This window comes from Brevibacillus parabrevis (assembly GCF_022701015.1).
Classification (GTDB): domain Bacteria; phylum Bacillota; class Bacilli; order Brevibacillales; family Brevibacillaceae; genus Brevibacillus; species Brevibacillus parabrevis.
Window position 1 is genome coordinate 771830 of record NZ_CP064090.1, and the last position, 21801, is coordinate 793630.

Sequence of the window (21801 nt, forward strand, 5' to 3'; positions counted from 1 at the left end):
TGGCAAGTCCTCTGCCCATTAGGACACAGGACTCTCCGTACCGGTGTCTTTACGCACCTGGTGAAATTGACGAAGCAGCTTCTCGATCAGCTGTACACCTTCGTCTTCCCTTAACCCCTTTACTTTAACAGTAATCGTGATCTGTTGTCCACCTGAGAGCCCCAACCTCCGGCTCCAGTTGCTGGCAAGCGCAAACAGCGCACCGCCATCAATGTTGTTGTTTTGGCTAGGATGGAGAACGAGCTTGATTTCATCCGGATTTTTTTGGCTGATCTCGGTGATGTGGTGTTGCAGCGCATAGACACGCAAACGGGAAATGGTCAGGAGATTGTCAACCGGCTGCGGAACAGGGCCGAAACGGTCCAACAATTCCTCTGCCAGATCGTCGACATCCTCCAGCGTGGATACCGCCACAAACTTTTTGTACATCTCGATCTTTTGCCGGCTGTCGGTAATGTACATAGACGGGATGTAAGCATCGAGCTGGAGATTGATTTCCACAGGCGTAACCGCTTCCTGCTTGACCTCTCCCTTCAACTCGTCAATCGCTTCCTTGAGCATCTGGCTGTACAGGTCGAAACCGACTGTATTGATAAACCCGTGCTGCTCGGCACCGAGCAAATTACCAGCCCCCCGGATCGACAAGTCGCGCATCGCGATCTTGAAGCCGGAGCCGAGTTCCGTAAATTCCTTGATCGCCTGAAGCCGTTTTTCTGCGACTTCTGTCAGCACCTTGTCCCGTTGGTATGTGAAGTAAGCATAAGCAATCCGGTTCGAACGTCCAACCCGTCCGCGAAGCTGATACAGCTGGGACAGGCCCATTTTGTCGGCATTGTGGATGATCAGCGTGTTCACGTTCGGGATGTCCACCCCGGTCTCAATGATCGTCGTGCTGACCAACACGTCAAAATTCCCTTCCAAAAAGTCGAGGATGACGCCTTCCAGCTCGCTCTCATTCATCTGGCCGTGCGCTACCGCGATCCGTGCATCAGGCACGAGCATGGATATTTGTTCAGCCATCTGCTCAATGCCTTGTACCTGATTGTAGAGGAAAAATACTTGGCCGTCGCGCGCCATCTCGCGCTCAATCGCTTCTCTCACCAGCGCAGGACTGTATTCCATTACGTACGTCTGCACAGGGAAACGGTTTTCTGGCGGTGTCTCGATGACAGACAAGTCACGCACACCCAGCATCGACATGTGCAGCGTCCGCGGGATTGGCGTCGCGGTCAACGTGATAACATCGACATTTGTCTTGATTTGCTTCAGCTTTTCTTTGTGACTCACACCGAAACGCTGCTCCTCGTCGACGATGAGCAGTCCGAGTTCGCGGAACGTCAAGTCTTTGGACAGCAGACGATGCGTTCCGATGACGACATCGACAGTGCCTTCCTTCAGTCCTTTTAACGTAGCGTTTTGTTCCTTGCGCGAGCGAAAACGGCTCAACACCTCAACCCGGATCGGGTAGTCGGCAAAACGCTCACGGAACGTCTCGTAATGCTGCTGCGCCAAAATCGTCGTCGGAACGAGAACAGCCACCTGTTTGCCGTCCATGACCGCCTTGAACGCTGCGCGAATCGCCACTTCTGTTTTTCCGTAACCCACGTCTCCGCAAACGAGGCGATCCATCGGGCGTCTGCGCTCCATATCGCTTTTGACCTCAGCGATTGCCCGCAACTGGTCGGGAGTCTCCTGATACGGGAACATCGACTCAAAATCGCGCTGCTCGGTTGTATCTGAGGAAAAGGCGTGACCGACCGCTGCTTCGCGCGCAGCGTACAGCTTGATCAAATCCTCGGCAATGTCTTTGACGGAAGACTGAACTTTGTTTTTGACCCGCTTCCATTCGCTTCCGCCCAAGCTGTAGATTTTCGGCTGGGCTTCTTCGCTCGCCACGTACTTTTGCACATGGTCGATTTGATCGATCGGCACAAACAGGCTGTCGCCTGCTGCGTATTGAATGTGAAGGTAATCTTTATGAATTCCGAGTATTTCCTTGGTTTCAATTCCAAGGTACTTCCCAATCCCGTGATTGATGTGCACCACAAAATCGCCGGGCTTTAGCTCCAAGTAATTTTTGATCCGCTCCGCATTGTTCATCGTCTGCTGAACTTTGCGCGCTTTACGCTGCTTGGCGGTAAATACTTCGCCCTCCGTAATAACGACCAGCTTGTTCAGAGGCAGCTCGAAGCCTGTCTGGAGGTTCCCCAAGATGATCGTAGGACGCCCTGGCGGCACCACCTCAACCGCTTCGGTCAACACATCTGCTTCCATCTCATAATCGTGCAGGACGCGCTCCAGACGTTTGGCACGCTCCAGGTCGGCCGCGACAAAAACGATCTGGTCCTGAGACTTTTTCCAGCGGGCCAGCTCTGTTTTCAGCACGTTCATCTGTCCGTGGAAGTTCTGCATAGTGCGACAGGTCAGGTTGACGATGTTTTGCGGCTGGGTCTTGGGAGATTGTCGGAGGAACAAAGACAGGTGGACAATCTGCCGCTTCTTGTGGGAAACGATGTCTTCATAAGTGCGGGACAGGCTCAGGTTAGCCATGTACTCGCCCTGAATGATTCGTCCGGTCAGCCACTCTGCTTCTTCTTTTTGCAGCTGTGCTGCCGTATCCAAAACGCGGGAAGGCTCATCCATGATCAAGAGGGTTTCAGACGGCATGTAGGAGATCAGCGTGTCCTGTGACGGATAAATGACGGAAACGTACGAGTACAGCTGAGCAAAACGCTGCCCTTGTTTCATACGCTCGACATCCGAACCAATCCGCTCGACCACTTTTTCCTTGGCGGCGCCATCTTTCAGCTTGGCAACGGTTTCACCGAGCTTCTGCTCTAAGCGAACAGCCGCTTCCATCAGCAAAGGCGTAGAGGCGATCATTTCTTTTGCCGGGCCCAAAATGTAGGTTTGCACCGATTCAAGCGAGCGCTGGGAAAGCATGTCGAACGTACGGATCGAGTCAATCTCCACATCGAACAGCTCGATGCGCACAGGCCACTCGGAATCAATCGGGTACAGGTCGATAATTCCGCCGCGAACGCTCAGTTCGCCTTTTCGCTCGACCATATCGACGCGCTCGTAACCAAGCTCGATACAGCGGGACAAAAACGATTCGATATCCAGCTCGTCACCGACAGACAGCGTAATCTGCGCCTCTTTCCACACTTCGGGAGGCACAACCAGGCGGCGCAATCCGGCGAATGGCGCAACCAAAAAACCCGTAAAGCCTTGGGCCAGACGGTTGAATACATGAATGCGCTGCGCCAGCATCTCGGGACTGGCGATGGCAAGCTCAGAGCCAATCAGCTCGTTTCCCGGATAAAGCAGCACTTGATCAGAAGGAACCAGCTCAATAAGATCCTCGTATACTTTTTGTGCTTGGTACATGTTATGCGTGACGACACAAACCGGACGCCCGGTCATCTGTTTCAGTGCCGCCATCAGTGTCTGTCGGGCTGAGCCTGCTAGACCGGAGACAAGCTGCTCATGCAGACCTTTCTCCAAACCAGCCACAATTGTCCCGACGTTCGAGTCTTGTTTCATCGGGTTAATGATGACTTGCATTCACTAATCCCCTCTCTAATTCTTCTGTCATCTACAGCCAGAGCATGACTGGTCAAGCGATTTGCCCGCGGGTCGACCATGCGAAAAGAAGCCTTAGCTCCCCAAGCTAAGGCCTTGTCAGTGCAAGCCTTCCTAACGAGTATCCACTTATTTATTGAAGTGGGTTTCCAACTAGCGAAAGCTCTGGATGCTGAATCAGCGCTTCACGGCAGTAGTCGCACGTGATGCTGACGACCGTATCTCCACTTTGTTCTCTCGATATTATAAGAGCACGCTCCTCCGGGGTCAAGGAATCAAACCCGAGCTGCGCTTCTGTCACTTGCGATTCGTCAAATTCCGCGATTTTCATGCCGCAGCAACGACACGTATAGCGAATGCTCATGCATATGCCACCCCCATACCTTTCATATCGCTTAGTATGGTCGGTTGGGTGGAAAATCATACTAGCGGCAAGCCTGACTCCTGTGTGCTGCCGCTTATTTTTGCAGGCTGTTAAACTGGTTCATCACTTTAATAAAAGGCTCTCTCGTCCACATCGCCGCTGCATCAGCAGCATGCTCCACAGCTTCCTGAATCAGCGTTCTCTCCGCAGCAGGGAACGATTGCAGCACGTAGTCGCTCACGCTGCGCCCTGGCTCTGGACGGCTGATCCCGACCTTGATGCGTTTAAATTCCTGGGTTCCCAAATGTTGAATCATCGACTTGATGCCGTTGTGGCCACCAGCACTGCCTTTTTCACGCAGACGAAGCTGTCCGGTCGGCAAGTCGAGATCGTCAAAAATGACAACCAGATCATCCGGAATCAGCTTGTAAAATTCCAAGATTTCTGCGACTGACTCACCGGACAGATTCATGTACGTCTGCGGTTTGACAAGCAGCACCTTTTCGCCTTCCACCCGGCCTTCGCCGACAAGAGCGCGAAACTTGTTTTGCGTAACGGGAATGCCCCATTTGTCGCTAATCTTATCTATGGCCATGAATCCGGCATTATGTCTGGTGTCTTCATATTTTTTACCTGGATTGCCCAATCCAATGATTACTTTCACGTTCATTCCCTCCTACTCTCTCCCCATTGTACTAGAATGACATCGGTAACAAAAGAAAAAGGGCCCGCAGTCATCAACTCGGCCCCTTCTTTCCATCATTCGACTTTTTTCTTATTCAGCCGCAGCCTTCTCTGCTACGGCTTCCGCCTCTTGCTCCGCTTCGATCGACTCTTCCGACTTGGCCTTCACTGGCAGGACACTGATCAGCACTTCTGTAGGGTCAACCAGCAGCTCTACTCCCGCCGGAACTTCCAGGTCGGCTGCCAAAACAACGTCTCCAATCTGGAAGCCGTCCACGTTCACCAGGAACGATCCCGGAATATTGCTTGGCAAGCAGTTGACCTCTACGTTATGGCGCACAAGCGTCGCTACTCCCAATTCAGGATCTCCCGTCATGAGGACAGGTACCGACGTCTGCATTTTTTCGTTCATATTGATTTTCTTGAAATCGGCATGCAAAATGTTGCCCTGCAAAGGATGGCGTTGCAATTCGTTTACCATCACATCATGGGTAGTTCCATCCACATCCAACCGGAACGGCTTGTTTGTCGTCTGGTGACGCAAGGCCGCATCCAGCTCCCGTCCATTGATTTGAATCGACTGACTGCTTACATCGCTTCCGTACACGACACCAGGCACCCAGCCTTCACGCCGCAGCACCTTTACGGAATTGCCTGTTGTTTGGTTGCGCACTTGAGCCTTTATCGCTTCCACAAAAAAACCTCCTCGGACCCTAGCTAGTAAAAGTTTCCTCACTAGCTTGTCCAAAGGAGGTTTATTTCAATCCCCTAAAAGGGGATGCTTGCCTTAATCGAACAGCTTGCTGACAGACAGTTCTTCGTGTACGCGAATGATCGCTTCGCCAATGATCGGCGCTACGGACAGAACGGTGATTTTGTCGATAATTTGCTCTTGGGTCAGCGGGATCGAATTGGTTACGATCAACTCTTTGATCTTCGAGTTGGCGATACGCTCGATTGCTGGACCGGACAGAACAGGGTGTGTGCAGCATGCGTAAACTTCGCGGGCACCAGCTTCTACCAATGCATTGGCAGCCAGGGTGATTGTTCCCGCTGTATCAATGATATCGTCAATAATGATGGCAGTCTTGCCTTCGATATTACCGACGATGTTCATGACTTCCGCTACGTTTGGCTCTGGGCGGCGCTTGTCGATAATGGCGATTGGCGCTTCCAGACGCTCAGCCAGCTTGCGGGCACGAGTTACGCCGCCATGGTCAGGCGATACGACTACGATGTCCTTCAAGCCTTTTTCGGAGAAGTGTTTGCCCAAAATCGGCACACCGAGCAGATGGTCCACAGGAATGTCGAAGAATCCCTGGATTTGTGTTGCGTGCAGATCCATGGTAATTACACGTTGCGCTCCTGCGGTTTCAATCAGGTTGGCAACCAGTTTTGCTGTGATCGGATCACGTGCGCGCGCCTTGCGATCTTGTCTGGCATATCCGTAGTAAGGAATAACAACGTTGATGCTTTTTGCAGATGCGCGTTTCAGTGCATCGACCATTACCAAAAGCTCCATCAAATGCTCATTAACGGGAGCAGACGTTGGCTGAATAACAAATACGTCACAACCGCGAACGCTTTCATTCAATTTAATTTGGCATTCGCCGTCACTAAAGCGCACAGCTTGTGCATTTCCGAGCGGTACACCAATGTGTTCAGCGATTTCTTTTGCCAATTCAGGGTTTGCGTTGCACGTAAATACCTTCAGTTTGGGGTCGCGGTAATTAGCCATGATCTTCTCTTAGAACCTCCCGTTATGATTGCTTTTTGCCCTTGCGAGGCATTTTGTTAGCGTAATCTGGTTTATTCACTTGACGCTCACGTGCGATCGCAAGCGCATTGTCAGGCACATCCTGAGTGATGGTCGATCCTGCTGCAACATACGCATTTTGTCCAACGGTAACGGGAGCCACCAGATTGCTGTTGCAACCGATGAACGCTCCGTCCTGGACGATTGTCTTATGCTTGACTGCCCCGTCGTAATTGACGGTTATCGTACCACAGCCGATGTTCACGCCATCGCCAATTTCCGCGTCACCTACATAGCTGAGGTGAGGTACTTTGCTTCCGTCGCCGATCTTTGTATTTTTCAATTCGACGAAATCACCGATCTTCGCTTTGCGGCCAATTTGCGAGCCTGGACGAATGTAGGCGAATGGCCCGACTGCCGACTCTGCTTCCACACTTGACTCTACCATGACCGAATAGGAAATGGTGACGCCGGAACCAACCTGCACATCGGTCAAGTCAGCCTGTGGCCCAATGACGCAATCCGTGCCAATGGTTGTCCGTCCGCGCAAAAATGTACCCGGTTGGATAACCGTATCGGCCCCGATGACGACATCTGCCTCGATATACGTAGAAGCCGGATCAATGATGGTAACACCATTGCGCATATGGCCGTTGGCAATCCGCTTCCGCATATACGCTTCCGCTTCAGACAGCTGCACACGATCATTGACGCCCATCGTTTCCTCAGGGTCAACCGCTTCGTACGCCACTACCTTTTCGCCCGCTTCCCGCAAAATGCCGACAACGTCTGTTACATAGTATTCGCCTTGCGCGTTGTCATTTTTCACTTCCGCCAAGGCTTTCCATAATTTGCGATTGTCATAACAGTATATGCCCGTGTTAATTTCCTGGACCGCCCGTTCCGCTTCTGTGGCGTCCTTATGTTCCACGATTCGCAATACTTCGCCCGCCTCGTTGCGCACGATGCGCCCGTAGCCTGTCGGATCGGGGAGCACGGCGGTCAATACAGTTGCAGCCGCTTGCTGCTCTTCGTGATAGGTCAGCAAGGCGGACAACGTCTGTTCAGACAAGAGGGGAACGTCTCCGTACAAAAGAAACGTAGTGCCTTCTTTATCCTGTAAAAACGGCGCTGCCTGCGAAACGGCATGCGCCGTTCCCAATTGTTCTTCTTGCAGTGCGTAAGTAACGCCCTCGCCTAGTTTGGCGCGGACCACGTCAGCACCATGACCTACGACGACAACGATGTCCTCAACCTGCATAGAAACCATCGTATCCACAACATGCTGAACCATTGGTTTCCCACATACAGGATGCAGAACCTTGTACAGCTTCGATTTCATCCGCGTACCCTGACCAGCGGCCAGAACCACGGCATGGATCTTAGACATGTCAACCCTCCATCGTAGAAGTTCCACAATGACTATATCTTAATCATATGTGGATTTCAAGACAATCGATGCAGGATTATCGCCGTTTCCCTGACATTGCCTGAAAGTTGTTCATCTAACAGACAACATTTAATAATCTGACAAAAAGTGATATATTGATGGGCGAAAGAGGTTATATAAAGGAGGCAGGAAGGAATGCCAGCGAATGTCTACTTGCTGACCGGATACTTGGGCAGCGGAAAAACGACCTTATTGCAAAAATGGCTGACTCATCTACGCGTCCAGAACGAAAACGTAGTCGTCCTGATGAATGAAATGGGCGAGGAAGATATTGACGGCGAACAGCTGCAAGGCTTTGGCTTCCCCGTAAAAAAGCTGCTGGACGGTTGCATTTGCTGCTCGATCAAAGGGGAACTGACAGAAGGCTTGCGGGATATTTTGAACTCCCTGCAACCCGATCGCATTTTGATAGAAACAACAGGAGTCGCCGACCCGATCGATGTCATCGATACGCTTACCCATCCCGAGCTTTACGATCGCATCGAGCTGAAAGGGACGATCAGCGTCGTGGATGCTTCCCGCTTTTTGGATCTCAATTCGCGCTTCGCCTCCACAGCGGCTCTCGTGAAGACCGTCCGCAATCAGGTCAAATACGCCGACCTCATCCTGCTCAACAAAACAGATATGGCGAGCGCCGAACTGGTGGAGCGCGTCAAGCAGAAGCTCGCGAAGCTAAACCCGAAAGCGCCGATTCACCAAGCGGTGCAGGCGAACATCGACCTCGCCTGGCTTCAGGCTGTGAAACGAGTCGAGCATGTGAGAGAACCCGATTCTGCCTCCCCTGCTCCCGTCCAAACAACGATCGGCCGCATGTCCACGATGGACAGGCTGAAACAATCGCTCGGCCTGAAAACGAGCACACCTTCGCTTTACAACAGCATCGATACGTTTTCCTACACTTTTACTGGGCCGGTAGACGAGAAAAAATTCGAGGATTTTTTGTATGATCTGCCCAAAAACGTGTATCGGGCAAAGGGGTATGTGCTCTTTCATGGAAAAAAAGAACTGATTTCGTTCCAGCACACGGACAATCAAGTGCTGTTCTTTCCATTCGAGAACTTCGGACCGAAACTGGTCGCTGTTTTTATCGGGGAAGGAATGGATCAACAGGAAATTACAAGAAAATTATCCAAATGTTACGGGTAATCAGACGCCGAAGCACCCTGCCAGAAATGACAGGGTGCTTTTGTATTGGGTGCTATTTTACGCACCCGCTTCGATCGTGCTTTCTTCTTCTTGACCTACGCGTTCATACTCGGTCAAAACAGCAGCTTGGATCTTTTCACGGGTAGTCGAAGAAATCGGATGGGCGATATCGCGAAATTCTCCGTCTGGTGTGCGCTTGCTCGGCATTGCAACGAACATGCCGTTGTTTCCGTCAATGACACGGATATCATGAACCACAAATTCATGGTCAATTGTAATGGATGCAATCGCTTTCATCCTACCATCCGTATTCACTCGGCGCAGTCTTACGTCTGTAACTTCCATCTAGTTCACTCCCTTTATCTATGAAACGCGTTTAGGAGTATTTCCACCCTCTGGGTAAATATTCCTGCTGATGTTATGCAATTTTTAAAAAAATATATAAATATGTTCATAACATCAACTCTTTACACGGCACATTTTTACTATCCATGTTATAAACAACGCAAAAACAGCCTAACGCAACGAGCATCAGGCTGTGTCGAATTTCCAATTATTCTATTCTTACGCTTCGATATAGGCAACGATCTCGATCTCTACTTTTACATCGCGCGGCAGGCGTGCCACTTCAACGGTAGAGCGAGCAGGCTTGTGATCGCCAAAATATTGGCCATACACTTCGTTCAATTGCGCAAAGTCATTCATGTCCTTGATGAATACGGTCGCCTTCACTACATGCGAGAGGTTTCCTCCTGCTTCTGCCAGAACAGCTTTGATGTTGGAAAACACCTGATGGGTTTGCTCCACAACGTCGCCTTCTACCAGCGTGCCGTCCGCACGCAGCGCGATTTGGCCGGATGCAAACAGAAACGGACCTACTTTTGCAGCCTGGCTGTACGGGCCGATAGCTGCTGGAGCCTTGTCAGTTGAAACAAAAGAGATTGCCATTTTGATCTACTCCCCTCTATTTTCAAAAAAACTGCCTAGCTCAATTTCAATCTGCTTGCCCTTGAAGTCGACATCTTGCAGTTTGGCAAGAGACACATACTCATCAACCAATCGCTCGGACACATCTGCTGTCGTTTCGACCAGCACGCCGCAACCAACAACAGTCGCGCGGAACTCTTGAAGCAGATCGATCATGCCGCGCAGCGTGCCGCCAGCCTTCATGAAGTCGTCCACGATCAGGACGCGGGACTGCTCGGCCAAGCCGCGGCGAGCGAGAGACATCGTCTGAATCCGCTTACTGGAACCGGATACGTAATTGATGCTTACCACAGAACCTTCCGTCACCTTGTTGTCGCGACGCACAATGACGACAGGCACATTCAAAAACATGGCTGTCGCGTATGCGAGAGGGATTCCTTTTGTCTCCACTGTCATGACCACATCGACGTTTTTGTCAGCGTAAGCAGTGGCAAAAAGCTTGCCGATCTTCGCCATAGTCGCCGGGTTGCCGAGAATGTCGGACATGTACAGGTATCCACCTGGCAAAAGTCTTTCCGGATTGGCCAATTGCTCGATCAGTTCGCGCATGAAGTGAAGGGCCTCTTCCGTTTTTACCTGGGGAATATACTTCACTCCGCCTGCCGCACCCGCCACCGTCTTGAGCTGCCCTACACCCTGGACCTCAAACGCTTCCTTGATGATCGACAAGTCTTCACTGATGGATGATTTCGCTGCGCCGTATTGTTCCGCAAACAGAGTGAGAGGAGTCAGCGTATGGGGATGGGCAAGCAAGTGCTGCGTCATGTCAACCAGACGCGCACTTCTGCGCAATTTCTTCATGGCTCTTCCTCCAAAACCGAATATTATGCTGCTAATGTATCATTTTTATACGTGTTCATGCAAGTATTTCCCCATCTTGGGAGCCTAACATTCGGACAACAAACACATCTTTGACAAAACCTCTGAGTGCATTGTAAATCCTATGTACTTTCGCTTCCTTTTGCACGAGGGCAAACACCGTAGGACCGCTGCCGGACATCAAGACACCGTCCGCTCCGGACGCGATCATCAGCTCCTTGATTTGCCGCACTTGCGGATAAAGGGAGAGCGTGACGTTTTCCAACACATTTCCGAGCGACTGGCACATTAATGAAAAGTCTTGCTCTGAGATAGCTTGAAGCATCTGCCTGGTGTCAGGATGATTGTCGATTTTGTCGACACGCAAGTTCCCGTACACATCAGGAGTGGACACACCGATCGGCGGCTTGGCCAAAATCACCCAGCAAGGGGCCGGCGTTCCCAAATGCGTGATTTGCTCCCCGCGCCCTTTTGCCAGCGCAGTTCCGCCATAGACGCAAAAAGGGACGTCAGAACCGATTTCTGCGCCAATCTCCGCCAGTTCATCCAAGCTCAATCCGAGATTCCACAGCTGGTTCAAACCGCGCAACGTCGCCGCGGCATCACTGCTGCCGCCAGCAAGTCCGGCCGCAACCGGGATTTGTTTGTCTATATACAACCGTACGCCCTGGCGCACCTGATAGCGTTCTTTTAAGAGCACTGCCGCTTTATAAGCATGATTGCGGATATCATCCGGTACGAAGCTGGCAGAGCAGTCCAGCGTAATCTCACCATCTTCGCGCAGAGTCAAGTCTACACGATCTGCCAAGTCGACGGTAGTCATCACCATTTCCACTTCGTGATAACCGTCCGGCCGTTTGGCAAGCACATCGAGAGTCAGATTGATTTTGGCCGGAGCTTTGACCGAGATACGCACGTTGTTCACCTCTGCCTACTATACTAAATTTCCTAGTCTCTTATTGTAGCATAGCCAATCTCTCCCCTGCCAGTTGATACCCCAAAAAGAATAGGATCGAGATCATTGCGGTTATTTCGAAAATTCAGCAGTGTTTTTCGGCATGAGAAAAGCCGGGAGGTCCCGGCCTTGTCAACGAGTTTGTATGATTGTATTCCTGAGATGGGATGTGTCCGCTCGCGTCCTGCCAGCGCTTATGACCGTCTGGCAGCCAGTGCTTCCTCGGCAAGCTGTACAGCTCGCTTCACCATGTTTCCCGCGTCACGCGTCGTGATGCCTCCCCAGCCCTCCGCCTTTACCGTATCGTAAAAGCCAAGCTCCTTGGCGAGTTCCATCTTGAACTGCTCTGACATCATTCCTCGTCTGCGACCCATAGCATCCTCCCTTCCCGTTGACAGGTATAGTGTGCTCCAAGTCCAGCTTTTTCATCTTCGCGCCCAAATATTTACAACCTTTTGATAGCAAAAATAAAACAGTAGAACCCAAAAGGGCTCTACTGTTGTACAAATGTGATGCGGATGTGCTCGTTATCGCGGCACACCGTCAACTCTACTGTTTCCGTCAAGATGTCGGCATAGCTGTAGGAGACCCGCTCAAAGAGTTGATCGTCGTCAAGCTTTACCACAAACACAGATGGGTATGTTTCTTCGAGGATGCCACTTCGTTCGACGGTTTTACGGCGACCTCCATTGGCCTTCAGAAGGATGCGTTCACCAATGTGCCCGTCTAAACTGCGTTTAATGTCAAGTAACGCGTTTCTTGCCATTGTTCCATCCACCTCGCTTACATCTATTATAACAGCTCAATTATATTTTGTCAAAGAAATAAAAAATTATAGCAACCCTGTAGATATTTTGTCAACGGGGTTTTTTTCAGCAAATTAGCAGATATTTGTCACCTGCTCTCCAACAGTATGTCCACAATGCGCAAAAACCTTGCTGCAGCAAGGCTTGCCGATAATAGCCCGGCCTTTTTTTCCGCATTTTTCTTGCATTCATCGACAAAAAACCCCCGTCTTTGGCTTTTTCCGTCCAAAAACGAGGGTAAAAGTTTGTCTTATTGCCCAATAAGGCCGCGCCGCAAGCCTTCGTTGGCTAGGCGGGCGAACTCCTCGATACTGAGGGTTTCGCCGCGGCGGGTCGGTTCAATCCCGATGTCAGAAAGCATCTGTATTACTTCATCCTTCTGTGTTTTTAGAAACAGACCGTTCATCAGGTTGTTCAACAAAGTTTTGCGCCGTTGGGCGAACGAGCAGCGCACCACCCGGAAAAACACATCCTGGTCGTCCACTTCAACTGGCGGACGCTCCCTGACTTTGAGCCTGATGACGGCAGAATCGACGTTAGGACGAGGAATAAACACGCTGGCTGGAACGATCATCGCGACTTCTGTTTCCGCATAAAACTGCGCCGCGACAGAAAGAGAGCCGTAGTCTTTCGTGCCTGGCTTGGCAGCAATTCTCTCAGCCACTTCTTTTTGAATCATGACCACGATGTTCTCCAGAGGCAGTCTCTCTTCCAGCAGCTTCATCAAAATCGGCGTCGTCACATAGTAAGGCAGATTGGCTACGACGCTCAGCTTCTCGACCCCAGCCAGCTTCTCTGTAATGAGGGAACGCAAATCAAGCTCCAGCACGTCGCCATGCACGACCTCGATATTGTCGTAGGGCGACAGCGTGTCCTGCAAAATGGGCAAAAGCCGCTGGTCGATTTCAATCGCCATGACCTTCCCTGCTGCTCGTCCCAATTGTTCGGTCAAAGCGCCAATCCCCGGGCCGATTTCAATCGCGCCTTTTTCCTTCGTCAGATCAGCTTCGTCCACGATATTGTGCAAAATGTTGGTGTCTACGAGGAAATTTTGGCCCAAACTCTTCTTGAAGGAGAAGCCGTACTTCTCCAGGATTTCTTTTGTTCGCGTAGGTGTGGCAATATCCTTGCCTGCTGCTTGCGTCATTGCTTACTCCCTCTCTTTATCGATGGCTTCTACAGCCGCTTTAAATTCCGCGCGAGTGATTTGAAAAGCATTCAGCCGTTGCAGCATTTGCTTGGCGTTGGCGTAACCGATCCCCAAAGCTTCCCCAAGCTTGATTCTCCGCTCCTTGGCATCGCTTCCCGACGTGAGTCCATTTTCCAGCAAATCATCGGAGGTAATCTCTCCGGCTGTTTCCGCCATCTCTGTCCGGACTTCCGACAGCGCGCGAACAATCACTTCCGGCGTGGCGTTCTCCACCCCGATGTCGCCTTTTTTCATACCGTCCTCCTGGGTAATGAAGGCGTGCTTGCAGCCCGGTACGGAACGACTGATGATCTTGCGAATGCGCTCCCCCTGGTAATCGGGGTCTGTAAAAATAATGACGCCGCGCTTCTGCTGCGCCAGCCGGATTTTTTCTATCGTTCTGGCATGGATGGCGGAACCACCCGTTTCAATCGTGTCAGCGTTCACTGCACGCTTGATGGCAGCGGTGTCGTCTCTCCCCTCCACGACGATGACCTCTTTTATTTTCATGACGTACTCCTACTTTCGTACAATGTCGCTTTTGCTAGTAGTGTTCCAAAAAAATCAGGCAAAAAGCCTGGAAATGCCGAAACGAATCCTCGCCTGAAACCGTCTAACTATCAAACAGCTTATCATGTCTATTCGCAAAACGCCAAAGACAAAGACAGGAGCGGTCTGCTCCTGTCCTATGGTTTCTGCGGCCCGATTATATAGACGGTTTTGTTGCGCTTGCGACCAAATTGAACGGCTTCTGGCTCTGTGCTCACAAACACGTCAATTTTTCCGCCGCGCATGGCGCCGCCTGTGTCTTCTGCCCGGCGATACCCTACGCCCTCAATATACACCCACCAGCCATATGGAATGACTTTTGGGTCTACTGCGATCGTGTGGCCTGCCTTTGCTTTGACGCCTGTCGCCGTACGTCCATAGCCTGGCGAGCTAGGATGCTTGCCTCCCCCTGAAGGAGAATAGGCAGTCAAAGTAACCCCGTTCAGCACTTTTTTCGGCCTGAATACTTTCCCACCACGCGAGATCATTCCCGCTGAAGCGACCAAGACCCTTTGCGATGGATCGTTGTTTTGCAGCGAAGGAGCTGCTGTTCCGACGGCCACCACTTGGTCCTTCTTTGGCACAAGCACATCTCTTGTCACCAGTTCACGGGAGACCTCCTTTCCGTCTTCCATGACCAGCTTGTAGTGTGCAATTGCCTTACCCTCTTGCCCGTTTTGCAGTACACGGGACTTACCCTTGGTTAATGCCGGATCGTTCTTGCGTATTTCCTGAAAAGCAACCCGTTCCTCGACTTTGACTGTCTGCTCGACTACGCGCTTGATTGTAATCGAAGCGTCCTTCGTCAGCGAGGCGGTCAGGGCCGGCTCTACCCGGTCCTTTTCACCCAGCGCAATGCCGCTGTCCTTCAACACGCCAGCAACATCCCGACTAAGTGTCTGTATCGTTTTAGTCTGCCCGTCAACCTGGACCGGAATGGACCAGGCTGTATGTAAAGTGATCAATGCTCCGTCTGATAGCTTCGTCTCAGGTGTTGGTTGAAGGGAATCCTTTTCCGTTACCGTAATGTTTCGCTCGGTCAAGAACTGCTGTACGGTACTAGCTTTGGTAGCTACCGTCTGGCTTTCTCCGTCCAACGAAAAAGTGACCTGTTTTGGCTGGGTAGCCTGGGCAGAGAAATAGCCAACCATGGGAACGAGCACAAGAGCAAGGATGCCGAAAACGACAAGCCCCGAATGCTTATACTTTTCCCATATCGCGCGTAACTCCATTTCCCACACTCCTTTTCCTAGAAAAGCACGAGGCTTCTCCTGTCTAGCCAGGTAAGGGTCGATGTAATTGCACCAATATTCTGGAAGTGGTCTGTACTTAACAAGGTCGGCTTTGATTGTAAGTTACTTTTTTCCCTTTGTCAAATTTACCCTCCCCTGGCCGAAGCGATAATGCTAACAGACTAGCAAAAATCAGATGGCGAATGGTAGCAGATTTCTGTCGAGAAGCTTTGTCGGATGGACAATAATCGTTCGACACATTGTTCAAGGTATGCGCCGCAAAAAACGAGTAGAACAACAGATCGCAGCACAAAAAAACGGGAAATCACGTGATATGGCGTGATCTCCCGTTTTGGCTTGCTGTTTTTTACGGCTGGAGGCGAAACAGTCGTCTTGCATTTTCTGTGGTGATTTGGGCCATTTCTTCGTAAGACAAGCCGCGAATGTTCGCCATTTCCTCGCAGACGTAACGCACGTATCCACTCTCATTTCGCTTCCCGCGGAACGGATGAGGGGTCAGGTACGGGCAGTCTGTTTCTATCAACAGCTTGTCGAGCGGTACTTGGGCTGCTACTTCTTTTGGCTGCTTCGCATTTTTAAAGGTCAGCGGGCCGCCGAATGAAATGTAAAAGTTCATGTCCAGCGCCAGCTTCGCCGTCTCCCAGCTGCCGGAGAAGCAGTGCATGATCCCTCCGACCTCTGCTGCCTTTTCTTCTTTCAGGATCGTCAAAACATCCTGATGCGCGTCGCGATTGTGGATGATGATCGGCATGTCGAGCTTCCGCGCCAAACGAATCTGCTTGCGGAATACTTCTGCCTGCACGTCTTTTGGCGACGTATCCCAGTAATAGTCCAGGCCCATTTCGCCCAGCCCCACTACCTTCGGATCGCGGCTCAACTCCTCGATCCACTCCAAATGCTCGTCGGTCATGTCTTTGGCGTCCTGGGGATGCCAGCCGATGACTGCGTATATGAAATCGTGGTTTTTCGCCAGATCCATGCAAGTCGGGATGGTTTCTGCGTTGAATCCGATGTTCACGATCGTGCTGACGCCGTTTTCCCGCGCGCGGGCGATGACTTCCTCGCGATCCTCATCAAATTCTTTTGCATTCAGGTGCGCATGTGTCTCAAATAGCAAAATAGGTTCTTCCTTTCCTGCCCCTCGTTACTTCACAATCGCTCCGTTCGGCATGCTCGGATCTACTGTCGCAAGCGTCAGCTGATCGCCTGCGGACGCTGCCAAAATCATGCCCTGCGACAGCTCTCCGCGCAGTTTCACAGGCTTCAGATTGGCTACGAGGATTACTTTTTTGCCGACCATGTCTTCCGGCGTGTAGTATTTCGCGATACCGGAAACGACCTGGCGCTTTTCATAGCCGAGATCCAGTTGCAAAATCAACAGTTTGTCGGCGTTCGGGTGCTTCGCACATTCCACTACTTGCGCAACACGCAGTTCTACTTTGCCAAAATCGTCGATACCGATTTCTTCTTTGGCATCCGCTGGTTTTTCTGTCGCTTCCGCCTGGTTTGCCGTTGTTTCGTTCACAGGTGCTTCCCCTTTCAAAGCGTCTTGTTTTTTCTTGTTTTCCTCCGCTTGGCGGCGTGCTTCTGCGGTCGAATCGTCAATGAAAGCCAGCTCAGCCTGCACGTCCAGACGCGGGAACAAAAGCTCTTTGCGGCTCACGATGCTGCCGGCAGGCAATTCGCCCCATACGCCAGCCGATTCCCAGCTTGTCGCCTGTTCGTTGCCCAAAATGCCGAGTTGGTCCCAAATTTTCGCAGGCGCCTTGGTCATGAACGGTTGAATCAGCACGGAACTGATGCGAATGCTTTCCGCGAGGTTGTACATGACTGTCGCCAGACGTCCTTTGGTTTCTTCCGATTTTGCCAGGTTCCACGGCATGGTTTCGTCGATGTATTTGTTCGTGCGGCCCACCAGTTCCCAAATGTGGGCAAGCGCATTGGAGAAACGCATTTCTTCCATATGCTCCTCGACCAGCGCCTTCGTTTTCATCGCGAGGCTGATCAGGCTGTCATCCGGTTCGCCAGCATCTTGCGGAGCTGGAACTACGCCTTCGAAGTATTTCTCGATCATGGTAGCGGTGCGGCTGAGCAAGTTGCCGATATCGTTTGCCAGATCGTAGTTCAGGCGCTGTACGAACGATTCCGGTGTGAAAATGCCGTCCTGCCCGAAGTTGATTTCACGCAACAGGAAGTAGCGAACGCCATCGGAGCCGTAACGGTCAATCAGCAGCTTGGGATCGATAACATTTCCTTTCGACTTGGACATTTTTCCATCCGGCATCAACAGCCAGCCATGACCGAAAATTTGTTTCGGCAGCGGAACATCGAGCGCCATCAGCAAAATCGGCCAGTAGATCGTATGGAAGCGCAAAATGTCTTTTCCGACCATATGGACGTTGGCAGGCCAGAAACGGCGATATTTGCTGTCGTCGTCAGACAAGTAGCCAAGAGCAGAAATGTAGTTGGTCAACGCGTCAATCCAGACGTAAATCACATGTTCAGGATCGCTCGGCACTTTAATTCCCCAGTCAAATGTGCTGCGGGATACGGACAAGTCCTGGAGTCCAGGCTTCAGGAAGTTGTTGATCATCTCGTTGCGGCGACTCTCCGGTTGAATGAAGTCAGGGTTCGCTTCAATGTGCGCGAGCAGTCTGTCCTGATACTTCGACATGCGGAAGAAGTAGTTTTTCTCCTTGACCTTCTTCACTTCGCGGCCGCAATCCGGACAAATGTAGCCCTTGTCGGTTTTACATTGGGTTTCTGTCCAGAACGCCTCGTCTGGTACGCAATAGTAGCCTTCGTACTCGCCGAGGTAAATATCGCCTTGGTCAAGCAGACGCTGGAACACTTTTTGCACGACTTCTTTGTGGCGCGGCTGTGTCGTACGGATGAAATCATCGTACGAGATGTCGAGCTTCTGCCACAGGTCGCGAATCCAGTCTACGACAGGATCGATAAATTCCAATGGCTGCTTGCCATCTTCGGCCGCGCGCTCCTGTAGCTTTTGACCGTGCTCGTCCGTACCTGTTAGGTAGTAGACATCGTAGCCACGCAAACGTTTGTAGCGCGCCAGTGCATCGCAAGCAATTGTCGTGTAGGCATTTCCGATGTGCAGCTTATTGCTTGGATAATAAATCGGTGTGGTGATGTAGTATGTTGGTTTCATGCAACCTAGCCCCTCCTAATAACATGTAGAAAAATAGAAAAGCCCACCCCAAAAAATTGGGGCGAGCTCTAACTCGCGGTACCACCCAAATGCTCCGTCTCCCTCGCGGAAAACGAACTTGGTGAGTCCAAAACAGACTCTACCCTTAACGCGGGTCAACGTCACAGACTACTGGGCACGACGGTTTGGTCGCGGCTGTTCATCTGCAAGACTCTGGGTCCATGTTCGGCTTGCTCGCTTATACCGGTTTTCAGCTGCCCCGGCTCTCTGGAATAAGGAGGATCGGCTTACTCTTCCCATCATGGTCGTTTGCTTTTGCTGTGCATTCCCTCATTTATCCTCTATTGTACACGACCGACCTGTTTTGTAAACATCCAGCCAGCACCATCTTTCCCGAATTATTTTCAAATGTAAGGAAAAGGGAAAGCAGAGAGAAGTAGGCTTTTTTGTCGAATAGGCGCGGTTTCATTCGACATAAAGTGACTGTTTCGACATGCATTAATCCCAGTAAATTTTATCCATAAAAATTTCCATACACTTTCCAGTTTCCTACAAAACGCTGATATATCAACTTTCTTATTTTCAAAAAACACTTTGGTTTTCAAAGATTTGTCAAAATCATGTTGACACCTTTGGGAATCGCTGGTATGATAATCCCAACAGAAAATGTCGAATATTGACGATTAATGATGAGCGTTTAACAATAGCATCGACATATGAATTTTTAGGAGGAGAATTTACAATGATGAAATCAACGGGGATTGTTCGTAAAGTAGATGAATTGGGTCGGGTCGTTATTCCAATCGAATTGCGCCGCACACTCGGTATTGCCGAAAAAGACGCTTTGGAAATTTACGTAGATGGTGAGCGCATCATCCTGAAAAAATACGAGCCTGCTTGCATCTTCTGTGGAAACGCTGATAAAGTATCTCATTTTAAAGGTAAAATCGTTTGCCAAGATTGCCTGACTGAGATGCCAGTTGTAAAACGCTAATTTTTGATAAAAAACCGATTTACATACAAATAGCCTTCGCACAGGGACAAGCTATGCGAAGGCTATTTGTGTTTTCTGAGCAAAAGAAAAAAGCCGACCTGCTAAGGCCAGCTCCTTATTCCGCTTCCTGATCGCGATGGTACTCGTTGTAAACGTCCCGTTTGGGCAAGCCGCGGTCATCAGCCGCCTGCTTGATTGCTTCTTTTTTGCTCAGGCCCTGCTCGCAGTAATGGTCGACATGCCCAACGACGCTCATTTGCTGCCACCAGTCAACAGCTTCCTCTGTTTCGACAGCGCCTGTGTAGCCTTCGACAATGACGCAAAATTCCCCGCGCACTTCCCCGCTGTCCAGCCATTCCAGCAGTTCGTCAAAAGTGCCGCGAACAAACTCTTCGTAGCGCTTGGTCAGCTCCCGAGCCAAAACAGCCCGGCGGTTGCCCCACGCTTCCCGCATCGCGGCAATCGTCTTTGCAATCCGATGCGGAGCTTCGTAAAAAATCAACGTCTCCGGATAACGCTTGAGCCGTTCCAGCTCCTCGCGCCGCTCCTTGTTTTCCCGCCCGATGAATCCGCAAAAAACAAAACGGTCTGTAGGCAGTCCCGAAGCAATCAAAGCTGTCAGTGCGGCATTGGCACCTGGCACCGGAACGACAGGATACCCGGCGGCGACTGCATCGCGCACAAGGTCTGCCCCCGGATCGGAGATAGCCGGCAGTCCGGCGTCGCTCACCAAGGCAATTCGCTTTCCTTCTGCCAACCATTGCAACAGCCCTTGACCGCTTGCTTCCTTATTATGCTCGTGATAGCTCACTGTGCGCTTCTCGATCTGAAAATGGTTCAGCAGCTTCCTTGTTTGCCGCGTATCTTCACAGGCAATCACATCGACCGCGCGCAGTGTTTCCAAGCACCGGACCGTGATGTCATCGAGGTTGCCAATTGGCGTAGCCACCAAATACAGGACACCTGTTTCCTCCTGCGCAAAGCTGCGCTGTATATTCATTGCGGCGTCCCTCCAATCAAGTCTTCTTTTTGCTTGCGATTCAGCCGTTTGATCGCTTCCTCCCGCTTCAAGCCCCATGAACGGTCAGGCCCCTCTTCCCAAAAGACAAGCGCCAACGGCCCGCGTCCTCTGGTATACTTCGCGCCCTTTCCCTCCTGGTGCTTCGCCAGTCGGCGCAGCAGCTCCGTCGTATAGCCGGTATACAAGGAACCGTCTGCGCAGGAAAGCATGTAGACAAAGTGGCTCTTATGCGAGGGAATCTCTTCTGCCAAAATAAATTTCCTGAAGTTCCTCACAGTATTCCTCACCATTCTCATAGACAATCAATGGCGGTTGAATCCTCAGCTCCGGCTTTCCGCCCCGCATTCCCTCAATTAGTACCATATTCGGCTCCGCATCCCTGCGCGGATAAACCAGACGCATCCGCTTCGGCTCGATTCCGTATTGACGCATCAAGGAAATGATATCAATCAGTCGCGTCGAACGATGGACGAGTGCGAGCTTGCCGCCGTTTTTCAACAGCTGGCTGCCGACCCGGATGACATCTTCCAACGACAGCAAGATCTCATGACGGGCGATCGCAAAGTGCTCGCTGGTGTTTTTCTCGCCACTCGTCGCAGGCATATATGGCGGATTGCACGTAATCAGATCGAATTTGCCGTGACCGTAATGGGCAACAGCCTCTTTGACGTCTCCATGGTGCATCTCGATCCGTTCTGTAAGCCCGTTCAATTGTACGTTTCGACTCGCCATGTCGTACAAGCGCGGCTGAATTTCGATTCCATCAAAATGAGCTTCCGGCGTCCTTGTCGTCATGATCAACGGAATCGCCCCGTTGCCCGTACACATATCAAGCACCCTGCCGCGCTTTGGCACCGATGCAAACCGCGCAAGCAGCACAGCATCCATGGAAAAACAGAACACCTCGTGGCTCTGGATGATTTTCATTTCGTGTGTCAATAAATCGTCAATGCGCTCCGCATCGTAGAGCGGCACGTTGGTGACAGGTTCCATCCTTTATTTCCTACTCCTTTTTGTCCTTGTCTTGGAAAAAGCGACCTGACACGTGGCACAGGTCGCTTTCTCCATACGGTG

The 21801-nt window shown here is 51.2% G+C and carries 22 protein-coding genes; 2 read left to right on the plus strand and 20 right to left on the minus strand.

Translation table 11 applies throughout. The features are described from left to right. Positions 1-18 precede the first annotated feature (18 nt). The 6 genes from mfd to glmU form a co-directional block, all read right to left on the minus strand. Complete coding sequence (gene mfd, locus IRJ17_RS03785) at positions 19-3567, minus strand: transcription-repair coupling factor (RefSeq protein ID WP_122966027.1); 3549 nt, start codon at positions 3565-3567, stop codon at positions 19-21. 151 nt (positions 3568-3718) lie between these two features. Further along, on the minus strand, positions 3719-3949 hold the full coding sequence (locus IRJ17_RS03790) for an anti-sigma-F factor Fin (protein ID WP_007726431.1): 231 nt from the start codon (positions 3947-3949) through the stop codon (positions 3719-3721). A gap of 94 nt (positions 3950-4043) precedes the next feature. Next, positions 4044-4613, minus strand: a complete 570-nt coding sequence (gene pth, locus IRJ17_RS03795; protein ID WP_242773320.1) for an aminoacyl-tRNA hydrolase — start codon at positions 4611-4613, stop codon at positions 4044-4046. Positions 4614-4724: 111 nt separating this feature from the next. Then, positions 4725-5327: a 50S ribosomal protein L25 gene (locus IRJ17_RS03800; protein ID WP_063230326.1), complete on the minus strand. Its 603-nt coding sequence runs from the start codon at positions 5325-5327 to the stop codon at positions 4725-4727. Between the two features lie 93 nt (positions 5328-5420). Further along, the gene (locus IRJ17_RS03805) at positions 5421-6371 is read right to left on the minus strand and encodes a ribose-phosphate diphosphokinase (protein WP_063230325.1); all 951 of its coding nucleotides are present in this window, start codon (positions 6369-6371) and stop codon (positions 5421-5423) included. A gap of 22 nt (positions 6372-6393) precedes the next feature. Next, on the minus strand, positions 6394-7779 hold the full coding sequence (gene glmU / locus IRJ17_RS03810) for a bifunctional UDP-N-acetylglucosamine diphosphorylase/glucosamine-1-phosphate N-acetyltransferase GlmU (RefSeq protein WP_122966028.1): 1386 nt from the start codon (positions 7777-7779) through the stop codon (positions 6394-6396). Positions 7780-7974: 195 nt separating this feature from the next. Between glmU and IRJ17_RS03815 the strand changes: the two genes are divergently transcribed. Beyond that, positions 7975-8985, plus strand: a complete 1011-nt coding sequence (locus IRJ17_RS03815; RefSeq protein WP_242773322.1) for a CobW family GTP-binding protein — start codon at positions 7975-7977, stop codon at positions 8983-8985. Between the two features lie 57 nt (positions 8986-9042). Here IRJ17_RS03815 and spoVG read toward each other — a convergent pair whose 3' ends face one another. From spoVG to metG, 11 genes are all read right to left on the minus strand, one after another. Next, positions 9043-9330: a septation regulator SpoVG gene (gene spoVG / locus IRJ17_RS03820; RefSeq protein ID WP_005828662.1), complete on the minus strand. Its 288-nt coding sequence runs from the start codon at positions 9328-9330 to the stop codon at positions 9043-9045. A 219-nt stretch (positions 9331-9549) separates the two neighbouring features. After that, positions 9550-9933: a RidA family protein gene (locus IRJ17_RS03825; protein ID WP_122966030.1), complete on the minus strand. Its 384-nt coding sequence runs from the start codon at positions 9931-9933 to the stop codon at positions 9550-9552. 6 nt (positions 9934-9939) lie between these two features. Then, entirely contained in the window at positions 9940-10773 is an 834-nt protein-coding gene (purR, locus tag IRJ17_RS03830; RefSeq protein WP_063230321.1) for a pur operon repressor, read from the minus strand. 55 nt (positions 10774-10828) lie between these two features. After that, positions 10829-11707 carry a 4-(cytidine 5'-diphospho)-2-C-methyl-D-erythritol kinase gene (ispE, locus tag IRJ17_RS03835; protein WP_063230320.1) on the minus strand — a complete coding sequence of 293 codons (879 nt, stop codon included), beginning with the start codon at positions 11705-11707 and terminating at the stop codon, positions 10829-10831. A gap of 233 nt (positions 11708-11940) precedes the next feature. Continuing rightward, positions 11941-12120, minus strand: a complete 180-nt coding sequence (locus IRJ17_RS03840; protein ID WP_063230319.1) for a small, acid-soluble spore protein, alpha/beta type — start codon at positions 12118-12120, stop codon at positions 11941-11943. A 119-nt stretch (positions 12121-12239) separates the two neighbouring features. After that, positions 12240-12512: a biofilm formation stimulator Veg gene (gene veg, locus IRJ17_RS03845; RefSeq protein WP_122966031.1), complete on the minus strand. Its 273-nt coding sequence runs from the start codon at positions 12510-12512 to the stop codon at positions 12240-12242. Between the two features lie 290 nt (positions 12513-12802). Continuing rightward, positions 12803-13699: a 16S rRNA (adenine(1518)-N(6)/adenine(1519)-N(6))-dimethyltransferase RsmA gene (rsmA, locus tag IRJ17_RS03850; RefSeq protein WP_242773324.1), complete on the minus strand. Its 897-nt coding sequence runs from the start codon at positions 13697-13699 to the stop codon at positions 12803-12805. Between the two features lie 3 nt (positions 13700-13702). Further along, positions 13703-14251: a ribonuclease M5 gene (rnmV, locus tag IRJ17_RS03855; protein ID WP_063230317.1), complete on the minus strand. Its 549-nt coding sequence runs from the start codon at positions 14249-14251 to the stop codon at positions 13703-13705. A gap of 176 nt (positions 14252-14427) precedes the next feature. Next, positions 14428-15522, minus strand: coding sequence for a resuscitation-promoting factor (locus tag IRJ17_RS03860; protein ID WP_173599732.1), 1095 nt, complete (start codon positions 15520-15522; stop codon positions 14428-14430). 367 nt (positions 15523-15889) lie between these two features. Further along, positions 15890-16660 carry a TatD family hydrolase gene (locus IRJ17_RS03865; protein WP_063230315.1) on the minus strand — a complete coding sequence of 257 codons (771 nt, stop codon included), beginning with the start codon at positions 16658-16660 and terminating at the stop codon, positions 15890-15892. 27 nt (positions 16661-16687) lie between these two features. Next, the gene (gene metG, locus IRJ17_RS03870) at positions 16688-18712 is read right to left on the minus strand and encodes a methionine--tRNA ligase (protein ID WP_242773326.1); all 2025 of its coding nucleotides are present in this window, start codon (positions 18710-18712) and stop codon (positions 16688-16690) included. A 742-nt stretch (positions 18713-19454) separates the two neighbouring features. On the opposite strand from metG, the gene IRJ17_RS03875 reads away from it, so the two are divergent. After that, complete coding sequence (locus IRJ17_RS03875; RefSeq protein ID WP_007776347.1) at positions 19455-19706, plus strand: AbrB/MazE/SpoVT family DNA-binding domain-containing protein; 252 nt, start codon at positions 19455-19457, stop codon at positions 19704-19706. Between the two features lie 115 nt (positions 19707-19821). On the opposite strand, the gene rsmI is transcribed toward IRJ17_RS03875, so the two are convergent. Genes rsmI through IRJ17_RS03890 form a run of 3 tightly spaced genes read right to left on the minus strand, consistent with a single transcriptional unit; the run spans position 19822 to position 21720 of the window. Continuing rightward, a complete protein-coding gene (rsmI, locus tag IRJ17_RS03880; protein WP_122966034.1) occupies positions 19822-20706 on the minus strand; it encodes a 16S rRNA (cytidine(1402)-2'-O)-methyltransferase in 885 nt (294 codons plus the stop codon). Further along, positions 20703-20978, minus strand: a complete 276-nt coding sequence (locus IRJ17_RS03885) for a GIY-YIG nuclease family protein (protein ID WP_233454143.1) — start codon at positions 20976-20978, stop codon at positions 20703-20705. The genes rsmI and IRJ17_RS03885 overlap by 4 nt, the downstream gene beginning before the upstream one ends. Further along, entirely contained in the window at positions 20953-21720 is a 768-nt protein-coding gene (locus IRJ17_RS03890; protein ID WP_122966036.1) for a tRNA1(Val) (adenine(37)-N6)-methyltransferase, read from the minus strand. Before IRJ17_RS03890 ends, IRJ17_RS03885 begins: the two co-directional genes overlap by 26 nt. Between the last annotated feature and the right edge of the window lie 81 nt (positions 21721-21801).

Bases quoted from the DNA above. Each gene is read 5' to 3' on its own strand.
- mfd (WP_122966027.1), bottom strand. From the start codon at position 3,567: ATGCAAGTCATCATTAACCCGATGAAACAAGACTCGAACGTCGGGACA.
- IRJ17_RS03790 (WP_007726431.1), bottom strand. From the start codon at position 3,949: ATGAGCATTCGCTATACGTGTCGTTGCTGCGGCATGAAAATCGCGGAA.
- IRJ17_RS03805 (WP_063230325.1), bottom strand. From the start codon at position 6,371: ATGGCTAATTACCGCGACCCCAAACTGAAGGTATTTACGTGCAACGCA.
- glmU (WP_122966028.1), bottom strand. From the start codon at position 7,779: ATGTCTAAGATCCATGCCGTGGTTCTGGCCGCTGGTCAGGGTACGCGG.
- IRJ17_RS03815 (WP_242773322.1), top strand. From the start codon at position 7,975: ATGCCAGCGAATGTCTACTTGCTGACCGGATACTTGGGCAGCGGAAAA.
- spoVG (WP_005828662.1), bottom strand. From the start codon at position 9,330: ATGGAAGTTACAGACGTAAGACTGCGCCGAGTGAATACGGATGGTAGG.
- IRJ17_RS03825 (WP_122966030.1), bottom strand. From the start codon at position 9,933: ATGGCAATCTCTTTTGTTTCAACTGACAAGGCTCCAGCAGCTATCGGC.
- purR (WP_063230321.1), bottom strand. From the start codon at position 10,773: ATGAAGAAATTGCGCAGAAGTGCGCGTCTGGTTGACATGACGCAGCAC.
- IRJ17_RS03840 (WP_063230319.1), bottom strand. From the start codon at position 12,120: ATGGGTCGCAGACGAGGAATGATGTCAGAGCAGTTCAAGATGGAACTC.
- veg (WP_122966031.1), bottom strand. From the start codon at position 12,512: ATGGCAAGAAACGCGTTACTTGACATTAAACGCAGTTTAGACGGGCAC.
- rsmA (WP_242773324.1), bottom strand. From the start codon at position 13,699: ATGACGCAAGCAGCAGGCAAGGATATTGCCACACCTACGCGAACAAAA.
- rnmV (WP_063230317.1), bottom strand. From the start codon at position 14,251: ATGAAAATAAAAGAGGTCATCGTCGTGGAGGGGAGAGACGACACCGCT.
- IRJ17_RS03860 (WP_173599732.1), bottom strand. From the start codon at position 15,522: ATGGAGTTACGCGCGATATGGGAAAAGTATAAGCATTCGGGGCTTGTC.
- metG (WP_242773326.1), bottom strand. From the start codon at position 18,712: ATGAAACCAACATACTACATCACCACACCGATTTATTATCCAAGCAAT.
- IRJ17_RS03875 (WP_007776347.1), top strand. From the start codon at position 19,455: ATGATGAAATCAACGGGGATTGTTCGTAAAGTAGATGAATTGGGTCGG.
- rsmI (WP_122966034.1), bottom strand. From the start codon at position 20,706: ATGAATATACAGCGCAGCTTTGCGCAGGAGGAAACAGGTGTCCTGTAT.
- IRJ17_RS03890 (WP_122966036.1), bottom strand. From the start codon at position 21,720: ATGGAACCTGTCACCAACGTGCCGCTCTACGATGCGGAGCGCATTGAC.